Genomic DNA, 18,626 nt, shown 5'->3' on the forward strand with positions numbered 1-18,626 from the left:
ATGACCGCCCAGCCCCGCACCCCCGTGCGGTACCGGCGGCTGCCGCTGATCCTCCGGGCGGTGGCGGTCGCCGGTGCCGCCTGGCTGCTGCTCGTGTACACCGCCAACGGCGTCGTTCCGCTCGGCGTGGCCACCGCCGCCGGCGCGGCGCTCACCGTGCTCGTGATCGCCCGCCAGCTGCGCAGCCTGCGCCGCAACGACCAGGTGCTCGAGCGCCTCGACTTCAACATGCTCGAGCTGGGGCACCAGGAGCAGCGCTTCCGCCTGCTGGTGCAGAACTCCACCGACGTGGTGACCATCACCGACGCCGACGGGCGGCTGGCGTACGTCAGCCCGGCCGTCCGGCGCGTGCTGGGCAGCGATCCCGCCACCGTGATCGGTACGAACCTCGTGCACCGCATGCACCCGGACGACCGGAACGCCGTCGCGGGCCACATGAGCCGGATCGCCGTCTACCCCGGCGCCACCACGACCTACCGGGTACGCGTGGCGCATGCGGACGGCTCGTACCGGACGCTCGAGGTGATCAGCGCCAACCTGGTCGACGAGCCGGGCGTCGCGGGCATCGTGAGCAACTGCCGGGACGTCACCGAGACGGTCGAGGCGCACGAGCGGCTCAGCTACGAGGCGACCCATGACGTGCTCACCGGCCTGGCCAACCGGGCGCTCTTCGCCGAGCGGCTCGAGGCGGCGGTGGCCCGCCGGGAACGCGGCCAGCGGCTGAGCATCGTGCTGGTCGACCTCGACGACTTCAAGACCGTCAACGACACGCTCGGGCACGCCTGCGGCGACGAGCTGCTCATCGCGGTCGCCGAGCGGATGCGGGCCGGCGTACGCCCGACCGACACGGTGGCCCGGCTCGGCGGCGACGAGTTCGCGATCCTGTTCGAGGGGCTGGGCGGCCGCGACGTCGACCGGGTGCTGGAGCGCATCACGGAGGCGCTGGCCGTACCGATGGAGGTCGAGGGTCACCTGCTGGCCGTGCGCGCGAGCTTCGGCGTCGTCGACGGTCGCGGCGGCGACGACGCCGGCAACCTGCTGCGCCAGGCCGATATCGCCATGTACGAGGCAAAGGAGCGGGGCGGTGGCCATTTCCAGCGCTACCGGCCCGGTTCGGAGGCCCGGGGTGCCGAACGCCGCCGGATCACCACCGCCCTGACCAACGCGCTGGAGCGCGACGAGCTGGTCCTGCACTACCAGCCCGTGGTCGCGCTGCCGGAGGGCCGGCTCACCGGGGTGGAAGCCCTCGTGCGCTGGGCGCATCCCGACCGCGGGCTGCTCGGCCCCGGCGAGTTCATCCCCGGCGCCGAGCTGACCGGGATGATCGTGCCGATCGGCCGGTGGGTGCTGCGCGAGGCCTGCCGCCAGGCCGCGGCGTGGATCGCCGAGCTGGGCGACCAGGCGCCGGGCTCGATGTCGGTGAACGCTTCGGCGCGCCAGCTCCAGGACGCCTCGTTCGCCTCGGACGTGGCGGCGGTGCTGCGGGAGACGGGCCTGGCGCCCGGCCGGCTCACCATCGAGATCACCGAGTCGACCGCGGTCGGCGGCGGGGCGACCGCGGAGACGCTGCGTACCCTGCGCGCGATGGGCGTACGGCTCTCCCTGGACGACTTCGGCACCGGCGCCTCGACGCTCAGCCTGCTGGCGAACTGCCCGGTGGACCAGATCAAGCTCGACCGCTCCTTCGCGCCGGTCCCGGGTCCGGATGCCATCGCCGGGGCGGTCCTGCAGATCGCCCGCGCGATGGGCGTGGAGGCCGTCGCCGAGGGTGTCGAGACGCTGGCGCAGGCGGAGAAGCTGGGTGATCTCGGTTACGTCCGGGCGCAGGGCTTCCACTTCGCCCGGCCGATGGCGCCGGAGCAGCTCGCGGCGGCCATCATGATGCCGGCGGAGTGCCTCGCAACGCCGTCGTGACGGTGGCCACGAGCTTCTCCAGGTAGTCGTCGTCGATCGGGGTCCGCGCGACCGCGAGCCGCCAGTAGAGCGGCCCGAGCATGAGGTCGACGGCCAGCTCAGGATCGGTGCCCGCGGGCAGCTCGCCCCGCTCGACGGCCTGGCCGACGATCTTCTCGCCGACCGCGAGCTGGTGGGTGCGCAGCGCGCGCTGGAGCGTCTCGGCGATCTTGGGGGTCCGCGCGGCCTCGGCCATCAGATCGGGGATGATCTGCGAGGCGATGCGGTGCTGCAGGGCCTTGCTGACGATGAACATCAACAGCTGCAGATCCGTGGCGAAGCTTCCGGTGTCGGGCATGGGCACGCTACGCTCCGCCACGCCGGAGACGATCTCCAGTACCATCTCCAGCTTGTTGCTCCACCGGCGGTAGACGGCGGTCTTGCCGACCCCGGCCCGGCGTGCCACCGCCTCGATGGAGAGCCGGCCGTAGCCGACCTCGGCCAGCTCGTGCATCACCGCGTTCCGGATGGCCGCGGTGATGTCACCGCGGAGCACCGCCGCTCCGGCCGGTGCGCGTTTCGCTGTCGCCACGAGGACACTATACGCGAGGACGCAACGGTTGCGTTTCGACGTCGGGTCGGATAAGTTCGGGCCAACGTCGATACGATGGCGTTTCATCGCGTCAGACTGTTTAGTGTGTTCCCGCGCAAGTCATTCAGGTCCCCGACCCCTGACGGACCGACCAGATCGGAGCGCCACCCCATGTCCCAGACGGCGGTCGCCGATTCCGACACCGGCATCCCTCTGAGAGAGCTGGCCCGCCGGCATGGCCTCGGTGCGGCCGGCAAGCTGCCGAGCCTGCCCGCGTACACGCGCCAGCTGTGGTCGTACCGGCACTTCATCGCGTCGTACGCGAACGCCAAGGTCACCTCGTCGCTCGGCAAGACCCGGCTCGGCATGGTCTGGCAGGTGCTGACGCCGCTGATCAACGCGGCCGTCTACTACGTGATCTTCGGCAAGATCCTGGGGACCTCGCACAACACTCCCAACTTCGTGGCCTACCTGTGCACGGGCGTCTTCATCTTCAGCTTCACCCAGTCGGTGGTGCAGGCCGGCATCCAGGCCATCAGCGGCAACCTGGGTCTCATTCGGGCGCTCCACTTCCCGCGTGCCGCCCTGCCGCTGGCCATCACGATGGTCGAGGTCCGCAACATGGTGGCCTCCATCGCGGTGCTGATCGCCATCGTGCTGGCCTTCCACGAACCGGTCACCCTCGAGTGGCTGCTCATCGTGCCGATCTTCCTGCTCCAGTCGATCTTCAATGCGGGTCTTGCGATGGCGGCCGCGCGCCTGGGTTCCAAGGTCGCCGACTTCAAGCAGCTGGTGCCGTTCATCATGCGCTTCTGGATGTATGGCTCCGCGGTGCTCTACCCGGTGACCAAGTTCGAGCAGGCCGGCATGCATCCCGTGGTGCTGCGGCTGGTCGAGGCGAACCCGCTGCTGGTCTTCATCGAACTGATGCGCCACGCACTGATGGAGGACGTGAAGCTCGCCGCCTCGCCGCTCGTGCTTTGGTCCGAGGCCATCGCCTGGACGCTGGTGGTCGGCATCGGTGGCTACGTCTACTTCTGGCGCGGAGAGAAGGGCTACGGCCGTGGCTGACCAGCGCGAACCCACCGTGATCGTGGACGACGCCCACGTCGTCTACCGGGTCCACCAGGCCGGCAGCGCCGGTACGGGCAGCCCGCTCGCCAGCTTCAAGCGGATCGTCACCGGCGCCAAGCCGGCCACGCTGCGCGAGGTGCACGCCATCAAGGGGGTGAGCTTCGTCGCGTACAAGGGCGAGGCGATCGGCCTGATCGGCACCAACGGCTCGGGCAAGTCGACCCTGCTGCGCGCCATCGCCGGCCTGCTGCCCGTCGAGAAGGGCGCCATCTACGCGGCCGGCCAGCCGTCGCTGCTCGGCGTCAACGCGGCGCTCATGAACGACCTCCCCGGGGAGCGCAACGTGGTGCTCGGCTGCCTCGCCATGGGCATGACGCCGGCCCAGGTGAAGTCCCAGGTGAAGGACATCATCGATTTCTCCGGCATCAACGAGCGCGGCGACTTCAGCTCGCTGCCGATGCGGACGTACTCGTCCGGCATGGCCGCCCGGCTGCGCTTCTCGATCGCGGCGGCGAAGAAGCACGACGTGCTGCTGATCGACGAGGCGCTCGCCACCGGCGACGCCAAGTTCCGCAAGCGCAGTGAGCAGCGGGTCCGTGACCTGCGCGCCGAGGCCGGCACGGTGTTCCTGGTGAGCCACAGCGAGCAGTCGATCCGGGACACCTGCGAGCGCTGCATCTGGCTGGAGTCGGGTGTGATCCGCGGCGACGGCCCCACCGACGAGGTGCTCAAGGAGTACGAGGCCTACGTCAAGAAGTGACGCAGGCCCCGCATCCTCATCTCATCGACAGGTGCACGTGATTCGTGTGATCGCTGGACGGATCGCCGTTGCCCCGGGTGTACGCCTTCCAGCCGCTGCTCGGTAGCCAGATCCGCCGGAACCAGATGACGTAGAGCACACCCAGCCGGCTCGCGTTGTTGATGAAGTAGTTCGCGAGCCGGTTGCCGTAGTCGCGGCTGCTGCCCGTCGCCACGCCGCCGAAGCCGTTTCGATCGGCGGCGAAGTCGCAGGCCCGGCCCTTGGGATGTTCGCCGCTGTTCTGGTGCCGGAAACACGCGACGAAGTGGGTGAAGCCGTCGGCCTTGGCTTCCTTCATCGCGTGCAGCGTCCGCGGTGTGATGCACCCGCTGGTGGTCGGGTCGTCGACGGTGCAGGACTCGCTCGGCAGCGAGCCGTCGGAGTTACGGGGCGCGGGGGCGGCGCGCGAGCTCGAACCGCCGCCGGTGGAACCGCTGCTGCCGCCGTCGTCCGCGGCCGGCGCGGCGGCGTTGTGGGCCTTCAGCGCGCCTTCGGCCTGGGCCTTGCGCTTGGCCATGATGGTGAGCTGCTTCTGCTGGTCGCGGATCGACGCGTCGATCGCGAGCTTCGCCTGCTCCTGCTGGGCCCGTGCGTCCCTGAGGTCGCGGACCGCGCGGTCCTGCTTCCGCGCGACCGTCTCCAGGGTCTGCGCCCGGTCCAGGAGGCTGCCGGTGGAGTCGGCGGTGAGCAGAGCGCTCATGGGACCCAGCCGGCCGGCCTGGTACGACCTGCGCACGATCTCGTCGAGCGCGCCCTGCTTGGGGCCGAGCTGGACGTCGATCTCCTTGAGCTTGGTGACCAGCTCCTGCTGGCGCTTCTTCGAGCGGTCGAGCGCCTCCTTGGCCTCGACGAAGCCCTTGGACGCCGCCTCGAGCTGCTCGATCAGGGACTTGGAGGCCCCCTCACCGTCGTCGCCGGAGTCCCCCGGCGCGGCGAGCGGGCGGGGCGCGGCGTGGGCCGCGGCCGGCGCGGCGAGCGTCAGCCCCGAGGTGGCGACGAGGACCGCGAGCAGGGTCGCTAATCGCCGGCGAACAGGGTCGAGCCTCACGTGCGTTCCTTCCGTCGGCCGCCGGCCGGGTTAGCTGACGGGTTCGGGACGGAAGTGATCCCTACCGCAGGAGCTGCGGATTCACCCCATTACCGGTTGGGTCCCCGGCTCGCCTTTCGGCGATTAGGCGGCGGTTCCGTGATGGAACCGTGACGAACGATACCCATGGTTTTCCGGAATCGACAGTTGTCGCACTCTATGCGGTCGCATGACCACACGCCGTCATTCTTTACCGGCCCCCATTCCATCGAGCAGTAACGCAAAGTCGTTGCTAGGTAACACTTTTGCCGACGTCGCGACCGCTGATGAGCGGCCCCGAGTCAGGTAAGCTTTCCGCCGGTCGCTGCCAAGGAAGGCACCGCCCCCAAGGTGCCGGCGGACCACCGCTCAATCGCCGCGAGGCGAATCGGGGAACCACCTGGTAATGGGGTGAATCCGCTGAACAAGCGGTAGGGATCGCTTCCGTCCCGAACCCGTCAGCTAACCCGGTCGGCGGCAACACGGAAGGAAACTGGATGACGGCAAGACCCCGCCGGTGGCTGGTCCTCGCCCTGGCATCGCTAGCCGCGGTCACCATGATCGCAGCCCCCGGCGCGCCCGCGAGTGCGGCGCCCGGCGGCGGGAATGCGTCGACCGCCGACGACGGCGACGACAACCCCATGCTCAACGACCTGCTGGACAGCACCGGCCGGCGCTACCTGGCGGCGAAGTCCGCGGTCGCGAAGTCGACCAAGGAGCAGCTCGGCCTGGCCCTGAAGGTCAAGAACGCCGAGGCCACGCGGGACGCGCTGCTGCCTCAGGTGGGCGCCGTGGCGGCGCAGCAGTACCGCACGGGCGGCCTCACCACCGTGGGCTTCCTGCTCAACGTCCGCTCGCCCGACACGTTCGTCGACAAGGCGGTCTCGCTCGAGGAGATCAACGCCCTCAACGACGGCAAGCTGCGCCAGCTCGACGCCGCCATCAACGAGGTCGCCACCGCGAAGGCGCACCTCGATCAGGAAGTCAAGGCGCAGCAGCAGAACCTCCAGCTGATGGCGAAGCAGAAGGAGTCGGCCGAGAAAGCCCTCGACCTGGTCGGCGGCAAGACGGTGACCGGCGGCTTCGTGCTGGCCAAGTCGAAGGTGGCGGCGCCCGCGCCACGGAACGCCGACGGGGAGTTCGGGCCCCTGCCGTGCAACGTCGACGACCCGACCACGAACGGCTGCATCACCGCGCGCACCCTGCACATGTACCAAGAGGTGAAGAAGGCCGGATTCAACCGCTTCGTCGGTTGTCACCGCGACGGTGGCCCCTTCGAGCATCCCAAGGGCCGCGCCTGTGACTGGTCGTTGCAGAAGAGCGGGTTCTCACCCTGGCACAACCAGGACACCCGCGAGTACGGCAACAACCTGATGGCGTTCGCGGTCCGCAACGCCGACCGGCTGGGCATCCTGTACGTCATCTGGAACCGCATGATCTGGTTCCCGGCCACCGGCTGGAAGACGTACCACGGACCGTCCAACCACACGGACCACGTACACATCTCCATGCTGTAGCAGCGCCCCACGCACGACGAAGCCCCCGTCCGGTCGAGCCGGACGGGGGCTTCCGCGTTTCTGAGCTGTCAGGACCCGCTCGCCCGGCGAACCGGTGCGCGCCCGGCCGGCTGCGTGGGTGCCGGGCCGGTGGGCGGCGCCGGCGGAATCGGCAGGACGACCGGCTTGACCTGGGTCACCGTCACCTCCTTGCCGTGGTGCAGCAGGTCCAGCCGCGCGGACCCGCCGCCGTTGCGCAGCGAGTACGTCACCTCGTCGGGCGTGACCTCGACCCGCAGCCGCAGCCCGCGCCACAGCAGCGAGAACTCCAGGTTGCTGATCCGGCTCGGCAGGCGCGGGGCGAAGGAGAGCTGGCCGTTGTAGTCGCGCATGCCGCCCAGCCCCGCGACCAGGGCGATCCAGGAGCCGGCGAGCGACGCGACATGCACGCCGTCGCGGGCGTTCTGGTGCAGGTCGTGCAGGTCCATCAGGGCCGCTTCGCCCAAGTAGTCGTGGGCCAGCTCGACGAAGCCCACCTCGGCCGCGATGACCGCCTGGATGCAGGCCGACAGCGACGAGTCGCGGACCGTACGGGCGTCGTAGTACGCGAAATTGCGGGCCTTCTCGTCCGGGGTGAACGCGTCGCCGCGGACGTACATGGCCATCACCAGGTCGGCCTGCTTGACGACCTGCTTGCGGTAGAGGTCGAAGTACGGGTAGTTGAGCAGCAGCGGGTACGCCTCCGGCGGCGTGTTCTCGAAGTCCCACTCCTGCAGCCGGGTGAACCCCTCCGACTGCTGGTGGACGCCCAGCTCACGGTCGTACGGGATGTGCACCGCGGCCGCGGCGTCGCGCCAGGAGGCGGACTCCTCGTCGTCGACGCCGAGCTTGCGGGCCAGGTCGGGGTGGCGCTTGGCCGCGTCCGCCGCCGCGAAGAGGTTCTGCTGGGCCATCAGGTTGGTGTAGACGTTGTCGTCCACCACGGCCGTGTACTCGTCCGGGCCGGTCACGCCGTCGATGTGGAAGCGGCCGTGCCGGTCGTGGTGTCCCAGGGAGCGCCACAGCCGGGCGGTCTCGACCAGCAGCTCGAGGCCGACCTCGCGCTCGAAGTCGTAGTCGGCGGTGGCGGAGACGTAGCGGCGGACCGCGTCGGCGATGTCGGCGCCGATGTGGAAGCCGGCGGTGCCGGCCGGCCAGTACGCCGAGCACTCCTGCCCGCGGATCGTGCGCCACGGGAAGGCCGCCCCTTGCAGGCCGAGGGTCTGCGCGCGCTCCTTGGCGAGATCCAGGGTGGAGTGCCGCCAGCGGAGCACGTCGGCGGCCGCGGACGGCTGCGTGTACGTCAGCGCCGGCAGCACGAACGTCTCGGCGTCCCAGAAGGTGTGGCCGTCGTAGCCGGGGCCGGAGAGTCCCTTGGAGCCGATCGGGCGCTTCTCGGCCCGGGCACCGGCCTGCAGGGTGTGGAAGAGGCCGAAGCGGACCGCCTGCTGCACCTCCGGGTCACCCTCGACGCGCACGTCGGAGTGGTCCCAGAACTCGTCGAGGTACTCGCGCTGGGCCTCGATCAGCCCCTCCCAGCCGTCCAGCCGGGCGCTGGCGAGGGCCGCACCGACCTGGTCGCGCACGGCGGGCAGAGAGCGGTTGCTCGACCAGCCGTAAGCGGCCAGCTTCACGACCCGCAGCTTCTGCCCCGGCTCCAGCTTGCAGGCCACCGTGGTACGCAGCCAGTCGGGGTGGCCCTCGGTGGTGACGGCGTGCTTGCCGGGCGCCTCGACGAGGTGCTCCATGGCCGCCGCCATGCGCAGGTCGCTGGCCTTGGTGCAGTGCACGAGCAGGCCGCCGGTGCGCTGTTCCAGCATCTCCTCGGCCTGGAGCGGGTGGTCCAGCACCGCCGCGACCCGCGGGTCCTTGCTGGTGGGCGGCAGCTGCTCGTTGGCGACCAGCTCGGACTGCAGGATCAGCCGCGCGGTGTCGTTCAGCGGCTCGACCTCGTAGAGGAACGCCACGACCGAGCGCTGGGTGAAGGACACCATCCGCACGGTGCGTACGCGGATCGCCTGCCCGGACGGCGACACCCATTCGACGATCCGCTCGAGGGTGCCGGCGCGAAGGTCGAGGGTGCGCTCGTGGGAGCGCAGGTCGCCGTACCGCACGTCGAACGGCTCGTCGTCGACGAGCAGCCGCATGAGTTTGGCGTTGGTCACGTTGACCATCGTCTGACCCGACTCGGGGAAGCCGTAACCGGCCTCGGCGTACGGCAGCGGCCGCAGCTCGTAGAACGAGTTGAGGTAGGTGCCGGGCAGGCCGTGCGGCTCGCCCTCGTCCAGGTTCCCGCGGATGCCGATGTGGCCGTTGGCCAGGGCGAAGACCGACTCTGACTGGGCCAGGAGATCCAGGTCCAGCCGGGTCTCCCGGATGTGCCAGGGGTCGACGGGGTAGGCCCGTTCACGGATCACGGTGGTGCCTCTCGCAACTGAGAAGAGTAAGTAAGTCGATGGGGGTGTTACCGGGTCAGGAGCTCGGCGAGGTCCTGCACCACGATGTCGGCGCCGTGCTCGCGCAACGCGTCGGCCTGACCGACCCGGTCCACGCCGATCACGATGCCGAATCCACCGGCCCTGCCCGCCTCGACACCCGCAAGGGCGTCCTCGAAGACGGCACAGTTCTCCGGCGGGACGCCGAGGAGCTTCGCACCGTGCAGGAACGTGTCCGGCGCCGGCTTGCCGGGCAGGTTCTCGGCACGCGCGACCACACCGTCTACGCGCACCTCGAGGAGGTCGGCGATCTTCGCCGCCTCCAGCACGTCCTTGCAGTTGGCGCTCGCGGACACGACCGCGCGGCGCAGGCCGGCGTCCACGGCAGCGTGCAGGTAGTCGACGGATCCTGGATAGACCTGTACGGCCCCTTCCTGGATCTTTTGCAAGACCAGCACGTTCTTGCGGTTACCGATGCCGTTGACGGTCTCCTCGTCGGGACCGTCGTCCGGCGAGCCCTCGGGCAGGGTGATGCCCCTCGAGGCCAGGAATGTCCGGACCCCGTCGGCGCGCTGCCGGCCGTCGACGTATCGATGGTAGTCGGAGCCGGAGTCGAACGGCACGAACGGCTGTCCGTTCTGCGCGGACCACACCTGCAAGAACGCGTCGAAGGTTTGTTTCCACGCTGCGTTGTGGACCAGGGCGGTCTGGGTGAGCACGCCGTCGAGATCGAAGAGGCATGCCGTCACGTGAGGAGGTAGTCCGAGCACCGGCCTAATGTAGTCGCCCTCGGTGACGAACACGCTTGAATGCCGATGTCGACATTTCCACGGCGTTTCATGCCGTGTTCAGCCTCCGGCCGACGCTCCGTTGAGCAGGTCAGACGTCGAGCGCCGGCCGGGGAGGTCGATGCGCAGTCCGATAGTTGTCCCAATTGGGCCCGTCGCCATGGTGACTTCGTCGCACAGCTGGTACGCCAGCCAGATGCCCCGGCCGCCGTCCTCGAACGCGCCGGGCGCCTCGGGCGGGCGCCGGTGCTCCTCCGGGATACCGGGCCCGGAGTCGGTCACCGTGCACCAGACCGCGGAGGCGGTGCGCGACAGCACCAGCCGCCCGCTGCCGCCGGCGTGCAGCACGACGTTGGTGATGACCTCGTTGACGGCGAGCAGATAGCCGTCGAGGCGGTCGCCCAGCAGAGCCGGATCGAGATGCTGGAGGACCTCGTGCCGCAGCACGGTGATGTCGTCACGGCCGAAGACGCGGTCGAGCAACGCGTCGTCACCCGTTTTCCGGTACGAGGAGACGGCGTCCGGTGACTCCCTGCCCGGAGCCGGACGCAGCACTTCGTGGTCGACGGTTTCCTCCACCGCCGAGCAGCCTACGCTGTGTACCGCCTCCGTGGCAGCCGTCCGAGCCCGGTAAGTCCGGTCAGAACAGGTGGGAGAGCGTCCGGAAGATCTCGGCGTAGAAGTTGCCGTCGATCTCGCGGTACAGGCTGAACTTCATGCCGGGGCTGCCGAAGAAGGGCCGCAGGGTCCAGGCGAGCTGAGTGCCGACGAAGCCGAACAGCAGGATCCACACGTACAGCAGGGCCATGCTGGGCGGTGCCGGTTGCTTGACCGCCGCGGGGCGCGGGGCGGGCCGGGGCTGGCCGATCGGCGTGAGCATGTAACCCGGCGGCACCTGGGCCACCGCCGGCGGCACGCCCGGAGCCGGGGCCGGGGCTCCGTTCGCGGGAGCGCCCACGGGAACGGGCTCGGGAGCGGGAGCGGCGACGGCGGGGCTGACCGGAGCCTCGACCGGCGTCTCCTTCTTCTCGGGCGCCAGCAGGCCGTGGTCGTTGAGCACCCGCATGCCGCCGGTGAGGAAGCGGAGCCCGACCAGGGCCGACAGCGCCAGGATCGCGACGTTGAGCAGCTTGAAGAAGCTGTAGTCCGGCGCGGTGATCAGGAAGAACAGCGCGATCGGCGCGAACGCCAGCGCCAGCATGGCGGTCACGGTCAGGGCCACCATGACCAGGGCGAGGGACTGCCGTACGGACAGCCGCGCCCCGAAGACGAGGTTGAACAGGTAGAGCGTGGGCAGGCAGATGGCCAGCGTCACGAGGAACAGCAGCGGCAGCTTCACCGCGGAGGTCAGAGCCATGAGGACACTGTGGAAGGAACCGAGCACCGCCCCGTAGCACGCGAGGGCGATCACCGAGCTGATCATCATCTGGCCGGTGAGCTTCGACAGTGCGCGGTCCTCGACGACCTGCTGCCAGATCCCCTGTCTGTCGCGCAGGATTCTCTCGATCACCAGCAATCCGGATGCGTTCGCCATTGTCGCCACCCTTCAGGTGTGTGACGTCGATACGCCATCGCACCGACGTGCGGCGAACGGTACGGCACCGTGTCAACGACACCGACCCGTCTTTTCCGTCGCGCCGGTCGGATTACAACCTGATGAGCAGAATGTCTTCTTTAGCGCCACCCGACATCGATGCGGTCGCCGCGCTCGTCGAAGAAGTGCAGCGCGTCCATCCGTACGCTGATCGCCAGCGGATGCCCCGGCGAGACGGCGGGGTACGGAGCCAGCCGGACGGCCAGCTCGGCCGGACGCCGGTGATGCCGCCCCGGGTCGCTGAGCACGGAGTCCTTCTCCGCCTCCTCCCGTTCCAGCACGGCGCGGTCACCGCGGCCGGCGAGCCGCTGCAAGGCACCACCGAAGCGCCGCAGCGCACCACCGCTGGGAGCCGCGTCCGTGACTCCCTTGCCGAGCTCGTCGACGACGATCGCGGTGGCGCCGATGTCCAGGAACGCCAGCGACTCGTGGCCGTGGTGCTCGAGGTAGCGGATCCGGCCCTGCAGCACGTCGCCCGGGGCGTCGGGCGCGACCGGGGTGAGCGCCTCGGCCCGCATCCCGATGACGATCCGCTCGCCGTGGTAGTGCGAGATCGCCCGGGCGCGGATGTCGTTCCACGGCAGGTAGAGCGCCTGCTCACCCAGGTTGAGGGCGATATAGCGGTCGAGGTGCACGTACACCGACGCCTCGAGCAGGTTCATCCGAGGCGAGCCGAGGAAGGCCGCGACGTAAAGGGTCGCCGGGCGGCCGTACACCTCGGTCGGGGTGCCCAGGTCCTGCAGGACACCGCGCCGGATGATCGCGACCCGGTCGGCCATGGTGAGCGCCTCGGCCTGGTCGTGCGTCACGTACATCGTCGTGACGCCGAGCTCGCGGGTCAGGCTGGTGATCTCGGCGCGCAGCTCGGCGCGCAGGCCGCTGTCGAGGTTCGACAGCGGCTCGTCCATGAGGAACAGACCCGGACGGCGGACGATGGCCCGGCCCATCGCGACCCGCTGGCGCTGGCCGCCCGAGAGCTGACCGGGCTTGCGGGCCAGCACATCACCGATGCCGAGCGCGCTCGCCACGTCGCCGATCCGCTCGACCCGGGGACCGGGCTCGACGCCGGACAGCTTCAGGGGAAAGCCGATGTTGTCCCCCACCGTCATGTGCGGGTACAGCGCGAAGTCCTGGAAAACCATGGCGATCCGCCTGTCCCTCGGGGCCAGGTCCATCACCGGTTCGCCGTTCAGCAGGATGGCACCGGCGGTGGGGTCCTCGAGGCCGGCGATCATCCGCAGGATCGTCGACTTGCCGCAGCCGGACGGGCCGAGCAGCACCATGAACTCGCCGTCCTGCACGTCGAGGCTGACCCTGTCGACCGCCACGGTCCCGTCCGGCCAGACCTTCGTGACGTCCTTGAGCGCGACGGTGGACACCGTCAACCTCCTGCATGTGAGCTGCGACGATGGCTTAGCGTGACCAGACCCATCGATGACTGCCATCGGGTGAACGGCCATTCGCGGTCAGTTACCGAATCGTCACAGGGGTAAATGTCTCAGCAGGAAGTCAGGGGGCTGCCTCGCCCAGGAGCACGCGGCGGACCACCCGTTCCGCGGCCTTTCCGTCGTCCAGGTAACAGAACCGCCGCCGGAAGCTTGCCCGTTTCTCGGCGGCACCCGCGCTTTCGTACGCAGCGGTGGCGAAGACCTCGGCCAGCTCGGACACGGTGGTGGCGACCTCGCCCGGCGGCAGCTCCATCAGGTCGAAGTACACCCCGCGCAGCTCCCGGTACGCCGGCCAGTCGGGCGCATAGATCACGATCGGCCGGTCCAGCACCGCGAAGTCGAACATCGCCGACGAGTAGTCGGTCACCATGACGTCCGCCGCCAGATAGAGGTCCTCGACGACCGGGTACGCCGACACGTCCACGATGCGCCCACGCCGTGCCGGCGCACCGTGCTCGTCGGTCACCGCGAAGTAATGGGCGCGGACCAGCAGGACGGTGTCCGGGCCCAGCAGGTCGGCGAACGCCTCCACGTCCAGCACCTGGCGGCCCAGCGGCAGCCACTCGCGGTGCGTCGGGGTGTAGAGGACGACGCGCTCGTGCGGCCGGATGCCGAGCTGGTCGCGGACGACGGCGGTGTCCGCGGCGGTCGCGGTGGCCAGCCGGTCGTTGCGCGGGTAACCGACCTCGAGGATCTCGTGCCGGCAGGGATAGGCCCGCTCCCACGCGATCGTCGTGTGCGCGTTGGCCGTGATGCTGAAGTCCCAGCGGTCCGCCCGGCGCATCTGCGCGTGGAAGTCCTGGTCCTTCGCGGCCGCCGGGTGGTCGGCCTGGTCCATGCCCATCATCTTCAGCGGCGTGCCGTGATGGGTCATCAGGTGCGTCGTGCCCGGGCGCTTCACCGCCCAGTTCGGCCAGTTCACGTTGTTGACCAGCCATCGGGCCCGAGCCAGCGCACGGTAGTAGGACGCCGAACCGGCGATCACGTAATCCGTGCCGGGCGGGACCGTGGTCACCCGTCCGCGGCCAACGACCCAGACGCTGCGCACGCCGGGTGCCAGCTCGGCGGCCTTGCTCGCGATGGCGGCCGGGTTGCAGGTCACTCCGCGATACCAGTACGCGGCGTACAGCGCGAGGCTCTCGTCCACCGGGAGCCGCAGCTGCGCCCGGTAGTACGCCCGGTAGGCCGCCTGGCGTACGCGCTTGGCGAGTCCCTCCGCCTCGATCAGGGGCAGGTACCGGACCCGGTCGACGGCCCGCACGACGCCGATCATCCACTGCAACGCCAGGAACAGCACGAAGGCGCGACGGGCCACGAGCCGGTGCCGCAGTCCCATGGCGCCCGGCGGCAGCCGGTAGCCCACGGCCGGCTTGTACCGGTGGTAGTCCTCGGCGATCCGGTCGAAGAAGCGCCGGCGGGACGCCTTCGGTACCCGCTGGGCGTTGCGCAGCACCACCAGGTAGTGCCACATCATCCGCCGGAACAGCACCGGCCGCAGCGCCTCGGCACTGTCGCTGTACCGGTCGACCAGCGTCATGGCGTGGGCCCAGTGGTCGAAGACCTCGAAGTGCCGGTCGTCGAGCGTACGGGTGATCGCTCCGGTGCGGCGCTGGCGGTAATGGACGCAGATCCGGCTCAGGCCGCTGATCCGCGGCGCGGCGGCGAGCAGGGGAAAGGTGAACGAGACGTCCTCGTACCAGCCCGTGCCGAACCGGAAGCCGAGCTTGAGCAGCAGATCGCGGCGCACGACCTTGTTCCAGGCGACGTGCAGGGTGTTCAGGATCCGCGGCCACTCCTGGGCCGTGAAGGTCTCCGGCGCCTCGGCGAGGAGCCGGCCGGCCCCCGGCACGGCCACCCGGCCGTCCCACTCCACCCGGTCGAACCCCACGATCAGCACGTCGGCGGCGGTGTCGGCGAGCCGGTCCGCGACGGCGGTCAGGGCCCCCTCGGCGAGCCAGTCGTCGCTGTCGACGAACCAGACGTACTCGCCTACGGCGTGGTCCAGGCCGGCGTTGCGGGCCCGGCCGAGTCCCACGTTCTCCGCCAGGGAGACGACGCGGACGCGGGGGTCGCGGGCGGCGTACTCGGCGAGGATGGCCCCGCTGTGGTCGGGCGAGCAGTCGTCGACGGCCACGACCTCGAAGTCGGTGAACCGCTGCTCGAGCAGCGAGTCGAGGCATTGGCGCAGGTAGCCCTGCACCTTGTAGACGGGCAGGACCACGCTGAGCAGCGTCATCGGCGTCCGCCGGCGCGCCAGTCGCGGATCGCCCCCGTCAGGAAGCCGAGACCGACCCCGACCGCGAGCAGGATGTGACTGGCCGTCGCGGCCCCCGCCAGCGCGAAGAGCACCAGCAGCAGGACGCGTCCGTCCCAGCCGAGCAGCGCCCGCTTGGCGTTCGCCGCGGGTGCGGCCTTCTCCATCCTGGCCGTCAGATCGTAATGGTGCAGCGCGAGCACGAACAGCAGGGCGAACAGCACCGGCGGCGGCACCGAGCAGATCATCGCCACGGCGACCGCCGTCAGGTACTCCGCGGCCCGCAGCCCGGCCGGGACCAGCCAGTCCAGGGGGCCGTCGTGCGCCGTCCGGGCCGCCAGACCGGCGCTCAGCACCAGCAGCCCGGTCACCACGAGCGGAAGGGAGGCATCGCCGGCACGGACCAGCTCGAGGGTGCCGGCGACCCACCGTGTCCCGCGGGGCACCCATCCGGCCGCGACCGCTCCGATCAGAAGCAGCGGGGCCAGGGCGGCCACCGCCGCCCACAGCAAGGGCCAGGACAGGTCCGCCGCGCTCACCGTTCCGCGCACCAGCCGGCCGTCGTCGCGGTGCCGCGACGTGTCGACGGTGTTCAGCACCCCGACGCGCATCGAGACCGAGCGCAGAGACCTCAGCCCCAACGTGTACGCGGCGGCCAACAGCCCCCAGACCACGACGGCCGCCAGCGCGACCCGGCCGTTCGTCAGCGCCGCGAGGACCGCGATCAGCGCCCAGCGCTCGCCGATCGGGAAGACGACGATCCGCTTCAGCCAGTACGCGACCGACCCGGTGTCCGCCTGCACCTTGTTCGAGGCGCGGCTGAGCCGGGCACCCATCCCGCCGCCCGCATCGGTGTTGCCGGCGGTGCCCACCGCTTGGCGGGCGGCCGCCTCGTCGTGCAGCGCGCCGTACCAGGTGTCGGTCATGTGCCGGACGGTCTGCAGGACGATCGCGGTGATCGCCAGCGGCCAGGCGTACGGCAGCCCGACCCGCTCGGCGCCGGCCGCGAGACCGGCGTAGACCGCGTACTCCTTCGCCCGGTCGGCCATCGTGTCCAGCCATCCGCCGAAGGCCCCGAAACGCCGGGTGTAACGGGCGAGCTGCCCGTCGACGCAGTCCAGCACGAACCCGAGGTAGAGCAGCACCGCCCCGGCGACCATCGCGGGCCGCGACGCCTGCCAGAACGCGAGCGCCGCCGCCACCGCGAAGAGCACGGACAGCGCCGTGACCCCGCTGGGCGTCAGGCCGGCGCGGGCGCACAGCTTGGTGACCAGCGGCGACCAGGAGCTGACCGCGTACGTGGTGAAGAAGTCGTCCTTCTCCTTGACGGCGAGCCGCAGCAGGGCCTTGTCCTCGTCGACCGCCGCCACCGCGGCCCGGGCGGCGGTCAGCTGGGCGTCGGTGTGGACGCGCTCGGCGTGGAGCAGGCGTACCCGGGTCGCGATCGGCACCAGCCCGCTCGCCAGCAGCGTGGGCAGCAGGGCATCCAGCGCGTTGCCGGCCGTCCGGGGCGTCCGGGTGATGAGGTCGGTGCCGCCGCTGTTCTCGCCGGCGAGGATGGCCTCCTCGGCGGCGGCCGCCACCAGGCGCAGGTCGTCCGGCGCGATGCAGAGGGCGCCGAGGAAGCGGGTGGGGCCGTCGGCCGCGGGAACCAGCCGGCCGCGCTCCTCGCGCAGGTCGCCGCCGGTGCCGCTGTCCGTGGTCGCGACCAGGGCGGTGCTGCGCCCGGCCGGCTCGGTGGCGAGCGTCCACAGCAGACTCCGGTGTGCCACCAGGTCGTCGGCGCAGAGCAGCAAGGGTTCCTGCGCGCCCGCCGCGATGCGCGCGATGTCGCGCAGCTGCGCCGCGATGTCGGCGCCGTCGGCGGTCAGCACCGCCGAGGCGCCGGCGGCGGTCAGGGCGACGGTCAGCTCGTCGGCAAGCCGGCCGGCGGCGGCCGGTTCGAGGTCATTGCCGGTGCTGCCGCACAACACGGCGAGCGTCACCGCGGCATCCCTCCCACCAGAAGCCGCCCGGGGGCGGAATTGCCCCGATGTTAACAGCGGATGGGTGGGGGGTACGGGGAGCCCTTACGGGAATGCGAGCCGCCTTCTCCCCCTGGCGGCCGAGGGCGCAGACGCTCCGCGCTCCTACCGTTGATCGCAGGTCGGGCACCCGCCGGACCGACACCGAAGGAGTGGATGACATGGCTAGCCGACTGGCCCGCCCCCGCGACGACCGTTGGATCGCCGGCGTGTGTTCCGGCCTGGCCCGCCGCTTCGGCGTGTCCCCGGGCATCATGCGGCTGGTCTTCGTGCTCTCCTGCCTGCTGCCCGGCCCGCAGGTCCTGATCTACCTGATCCTCTGGGTGCTGCTGCCCAACGAGTGACGGCTGTCCACCGGGTCAGGGGTTGGCGAACTCGACGGTGACCTTGGTGTAGCCGAGCCGTTCGAACAGGCTGGTGAGCATCTTCTCGGTGTTCTCCCGCGCCCGCTGGTCGAGGCCGCTGGCGCGGGCCGCCTCCGTGATCCGTTGCTGCGCCAGCTGGTAGACCCGCTGCTGCTGGTTGGGATCCTTGGAGAAGGCGTCGCCGATGCGGTTGAGCAGTCCCCGCTCCTCCGCCACGACGTAGCTGCGCTGCATGTCCAGAGCGGCTTGGCCCTGCTCCGGCGGCGGCAGCTTGATCTGCACCGACTTGTTCTCCTCGTCGACCGTCAGGGCGCTGGAGGCCAGCTGGCCGAAGTCGACGTACTCCTCGACCGTGCCGGCGCCGACGAACAGCGTGCGCTTGTTCAGCAGGAAGTCGGGGACGTTCTCCTTGTTCTCCTGCAGGTCGACGATCACCTGGAAGGTGCCGTCGGCGGCGACGTACCGGCTGAGGTCGCGCATCGACTGCAGCAGCACCGGCTGGCTGCGGTCGGTCGTCTTGTCGGCGAACGGGTTGTCGAAGCCGGGCAGTACGTTGAGCGCCCGCAGCCCGAGGCAGAGCGCCACGATCAGCGCGAAGACCACGCCGATGAAGATGACGACCCGGGCTAAGCCGCCGATGCCGGGCGGACGTTCCGGCGCCGCGGGCTCGGCGGTGGCCGGCCCGGGCTCGGTCACGGCCGGATACTCCCTGGTCGGCTCATCCACATCGTGTGAGTTGGCCATGCTCCTTACGGTACG

15 protein-coding genes and 2 riboswitches are annotated in these 18,626 nt (G+C 70.3%); of the genes, 5 read left to right on the forward strand and 10 right to left on the reverse strand.

Features of this window, described 5'->3' with window-relative positions; genetic code table 11:
• Positions 1-1,914, forward strand: a complete 1,914-nt coding sequence (locus tag ACIBO8_RS32970; RefSeq protein ID WP_396119342.1) for a putative bifunctional diguanylate cyclase/phosphodiesterase — start codon at positions 1-3, stop codon at positions 1,912-1,914.
• Here ACIBO8_RS32970 and ACIBO8_RS32975 read toward each other — a convergent pair.
• Positions 1,877-2,485: a TetR/AcrR family transcriptional regulator gene (locus ACIBO8_RS32975; protein WP_396119343.1), complete on the reverse strand. Its 609-nt coding sequence runs from the start codon at positions 2,483-2,485 to the stop codon at positions 1,877-1,879. The two genes, ACIBO8_RS32970 and ACIBO8_RS32975, sit on opposite strands and share 38 nt — an antisense overlap.
• A 171-nt stretch (positions 2,486-2,656) precedes the next feature.
• Here ACIBO8_RS32975 and ACIBO8_RS32980 point away from each other — a divergent pair, with 171 nt between their 5' ends.
• Both ACIBO8_RS32980 and ACIBO8_RS32985 read left to right on the forward strand, forming a co-directional pair.
• A complete protein-coding gene (locus ACIBO8_RS32980) occupies positions 2,657-3,556 on the forward strand; it encodes an ABC transporter permease (RefSeq protein ID WP_396119344.1) in 900 nt (299 codons plus the stop codon).
• Positions 3,549-4,319: an ABC transporter ATP-binding protein gene (locus ACIBO8_RS32985; protein ID WP_396119345.1), complete on the forward strand. Its 771-nt coding sequence runs from the start codon at positions 3,549-3,551 to the stop codon at positions 4,317-4,319. Before ACIBO8_RS32980 ends, ACIBO8_RS32985 begins: the two co-directional genes overlap by 8 nt.
• A gap of 16 nt (positions 4,320-4,335) precedes the next feature.
• Here the strand turns inward: ACIBO8_RS32985 and ACIBO8_RS32990 are convergent, their stop codons facing one another.
• Positions 4,336-5,406: a coiled-coil domain-containing protein gene (locus ACIBO8_RS32990; RefSeq protein WP_396119346.1), complete on the reverse strand. Its 1,071-nt coding sequence runs from the start codon at positions 5,404-5,406 to the stop codon at positions 4,336-4,338.
• A gap of 3 nt (positions 5,407-5,409) precedes the next feature.
• A riboswitch (cyclic di-AMP (ydaO/yuaA leader) is annotated at positions 5,410-5,546 on the reverse strand.
• Positions 5,547-5,780: 234 nt separating this feature from the next.
• Positions 5,781-5,917: riboswitch (cyclic di-AMP (ydaO/yuaA leader) on the forward strand.
• Positions 5,918-5,921: 4 nt separating this feature from the next.
• Between ACIBO8_RS32990 and ACIBO8_RS32995 the strand changes: the two genes are divergently transcribed.
• The gene (locus ACIBO8_RS32995; RefSeq protein WP_396119348.1) at positions 5,922-6,941 is read left to right on the forward strand and encodes a coiled-coil domain-containing protein; all 1,020 of its coding nucleotides are present in this window, start codon (positions 5,922-5,924) and stop codon (positions 6,939-6,941) included.
• Positions 6,942-7,009: 68 nt separating this feature from the next.
• On the opposite strand, the gene ACIBO8_RS33000 is transcribed toward ACIBO8_RS32995, so the two are convergent.
• The 7 genes from ACIBO8_RS33000 to ACIBO8_RS33030 form a co-directional block, all read right to left on the reverse strand.
• Entirely contained in the window at positions 7,010-9,376 is a 2,367-nt protein-coding gene (locus ACIBO8_RS33000) for a glycoside hydrolase family 65 protein (RefSeq protein ID WP_396119349.1), read from the reverse strand.
• Positions 9,377-9,423: 47 nt separating this feature from the next.
• Positions 9,424-10,164 carry an HAD family hydrolase gene (locus ACIBO8_RS33005; RefSeq protein WP_396119572.1) on the reverse strand — a complete coding sequence of 247 codons (741 nt, stop codon included), beginning with the start codon at positions 10,162-10,164 and terminating at the stop codon, positions 9,424-9,426.
• A gap of 78 nt (positions 10,165-10,242) precedes the next feature.
• A complete protein-coding gene (locus ACIBO8_RS33010) occupies positions 10,243-10,761 on the reverse strand; it encodes an ATP-binding protein (RefSeq protein ID WP_396119350.1) in 519 nt (172 codons plus the stop codon).
• 61 nt (positions 10,762-10,822) lie between these two features.
• Positions 10,823-11,716, reverse strand: coding sequence for a hypothetical protein (locus ACIBO8_RS33015; protein WP_396119351.1), 894 nt, complete (start codon positions 11,714-11,716; stop codon positions 10,823-10,825).
• 140 nt (positions 11,717-11,856) lie between these two features.
• Positions 11,857-13,155 (reverse strand): ABC transporter ATP-binding protein, encoded by a 1,299-nt coding sequence (locus tag ACIBO8_RS33020; RefSeq protein ID WP_396119352.1) that lies wholly within the window; start codon positions 13,153-13,155, stop codon positions 11,857-11,859.
• Between the two features lie 130 nt (positions 13,156-13,285).
• On the reverse strand, positions 13,286-15,460 hold the full coding sequence (locus ACIBO8_RS33025; protein ID WP_396119353.1) for a CDP-glycerol glycerophosphotransferase family protein: 2,175 nt from the start codon (positions 15,458-15,460) through the stop codon (positions 13,286-13,288).
• Complete coding sequence (locus ACIBO8_RS33030) at positions 15,457-17,463, reverse strand: DUF5941 domain-containing protein (protein WP_396119354.1); 2,007 nt, start codon at positions 17,461-17,463, stop codon at positions 15,457-15,459. Before ACIBO8_RS33030 ends, ACIBO8_RS33025 begins: the two co-directional genes overlap by 4 nt.
• A gap of 200 nt (positions 17,464-17,663) precedes the next feature.
• On the opposite strand from ACIBO8_RS33030, the gene ACIBO8_RS33035 reads away from it, so the two are divergent.
• Positions 17,664-17,846: a PspC domain-containing protein gene (locus ACIBO8_RS33035; RefSeq protein WP_396119355.1), complete on the forward strand. Its 183-nt coding sequence runs from the start codon at positions 17,664-17,666 to the stop codon at positions 17,844-17,846.
• A 15-nt stretch (positions 17,847-17,861) separates the two neighbouring features.
• Here ACIBO8_RS33035 and ACIBO8_RS33040 read toward each other — a convergent pair whose 3' ends face one another.
• The gene (locus ACIBO8_RS33040) at positions 17,862-18,611 is read right to left on the reverse strand and encodes a DUF4230 domain-containing protein (protein ID WP_396119356.1); all 750 of its coding nucleotides are present in this window, start codon (positions 18,609-18,611) and stop codon (positions 17,862-17,864) included.
• Between the last annotated feature and the right edge of the window lie 15 nt (positions 18,612-18,626).

The organism is Actinoplanes sp. NPDC049681, assembly GCF_044465265.1.
Classification (GTDB): Bacteria; Actinomycetota; Actinomycetes; order Mycobacteriales; family Micromonosporaceae; genus Actinoplanes.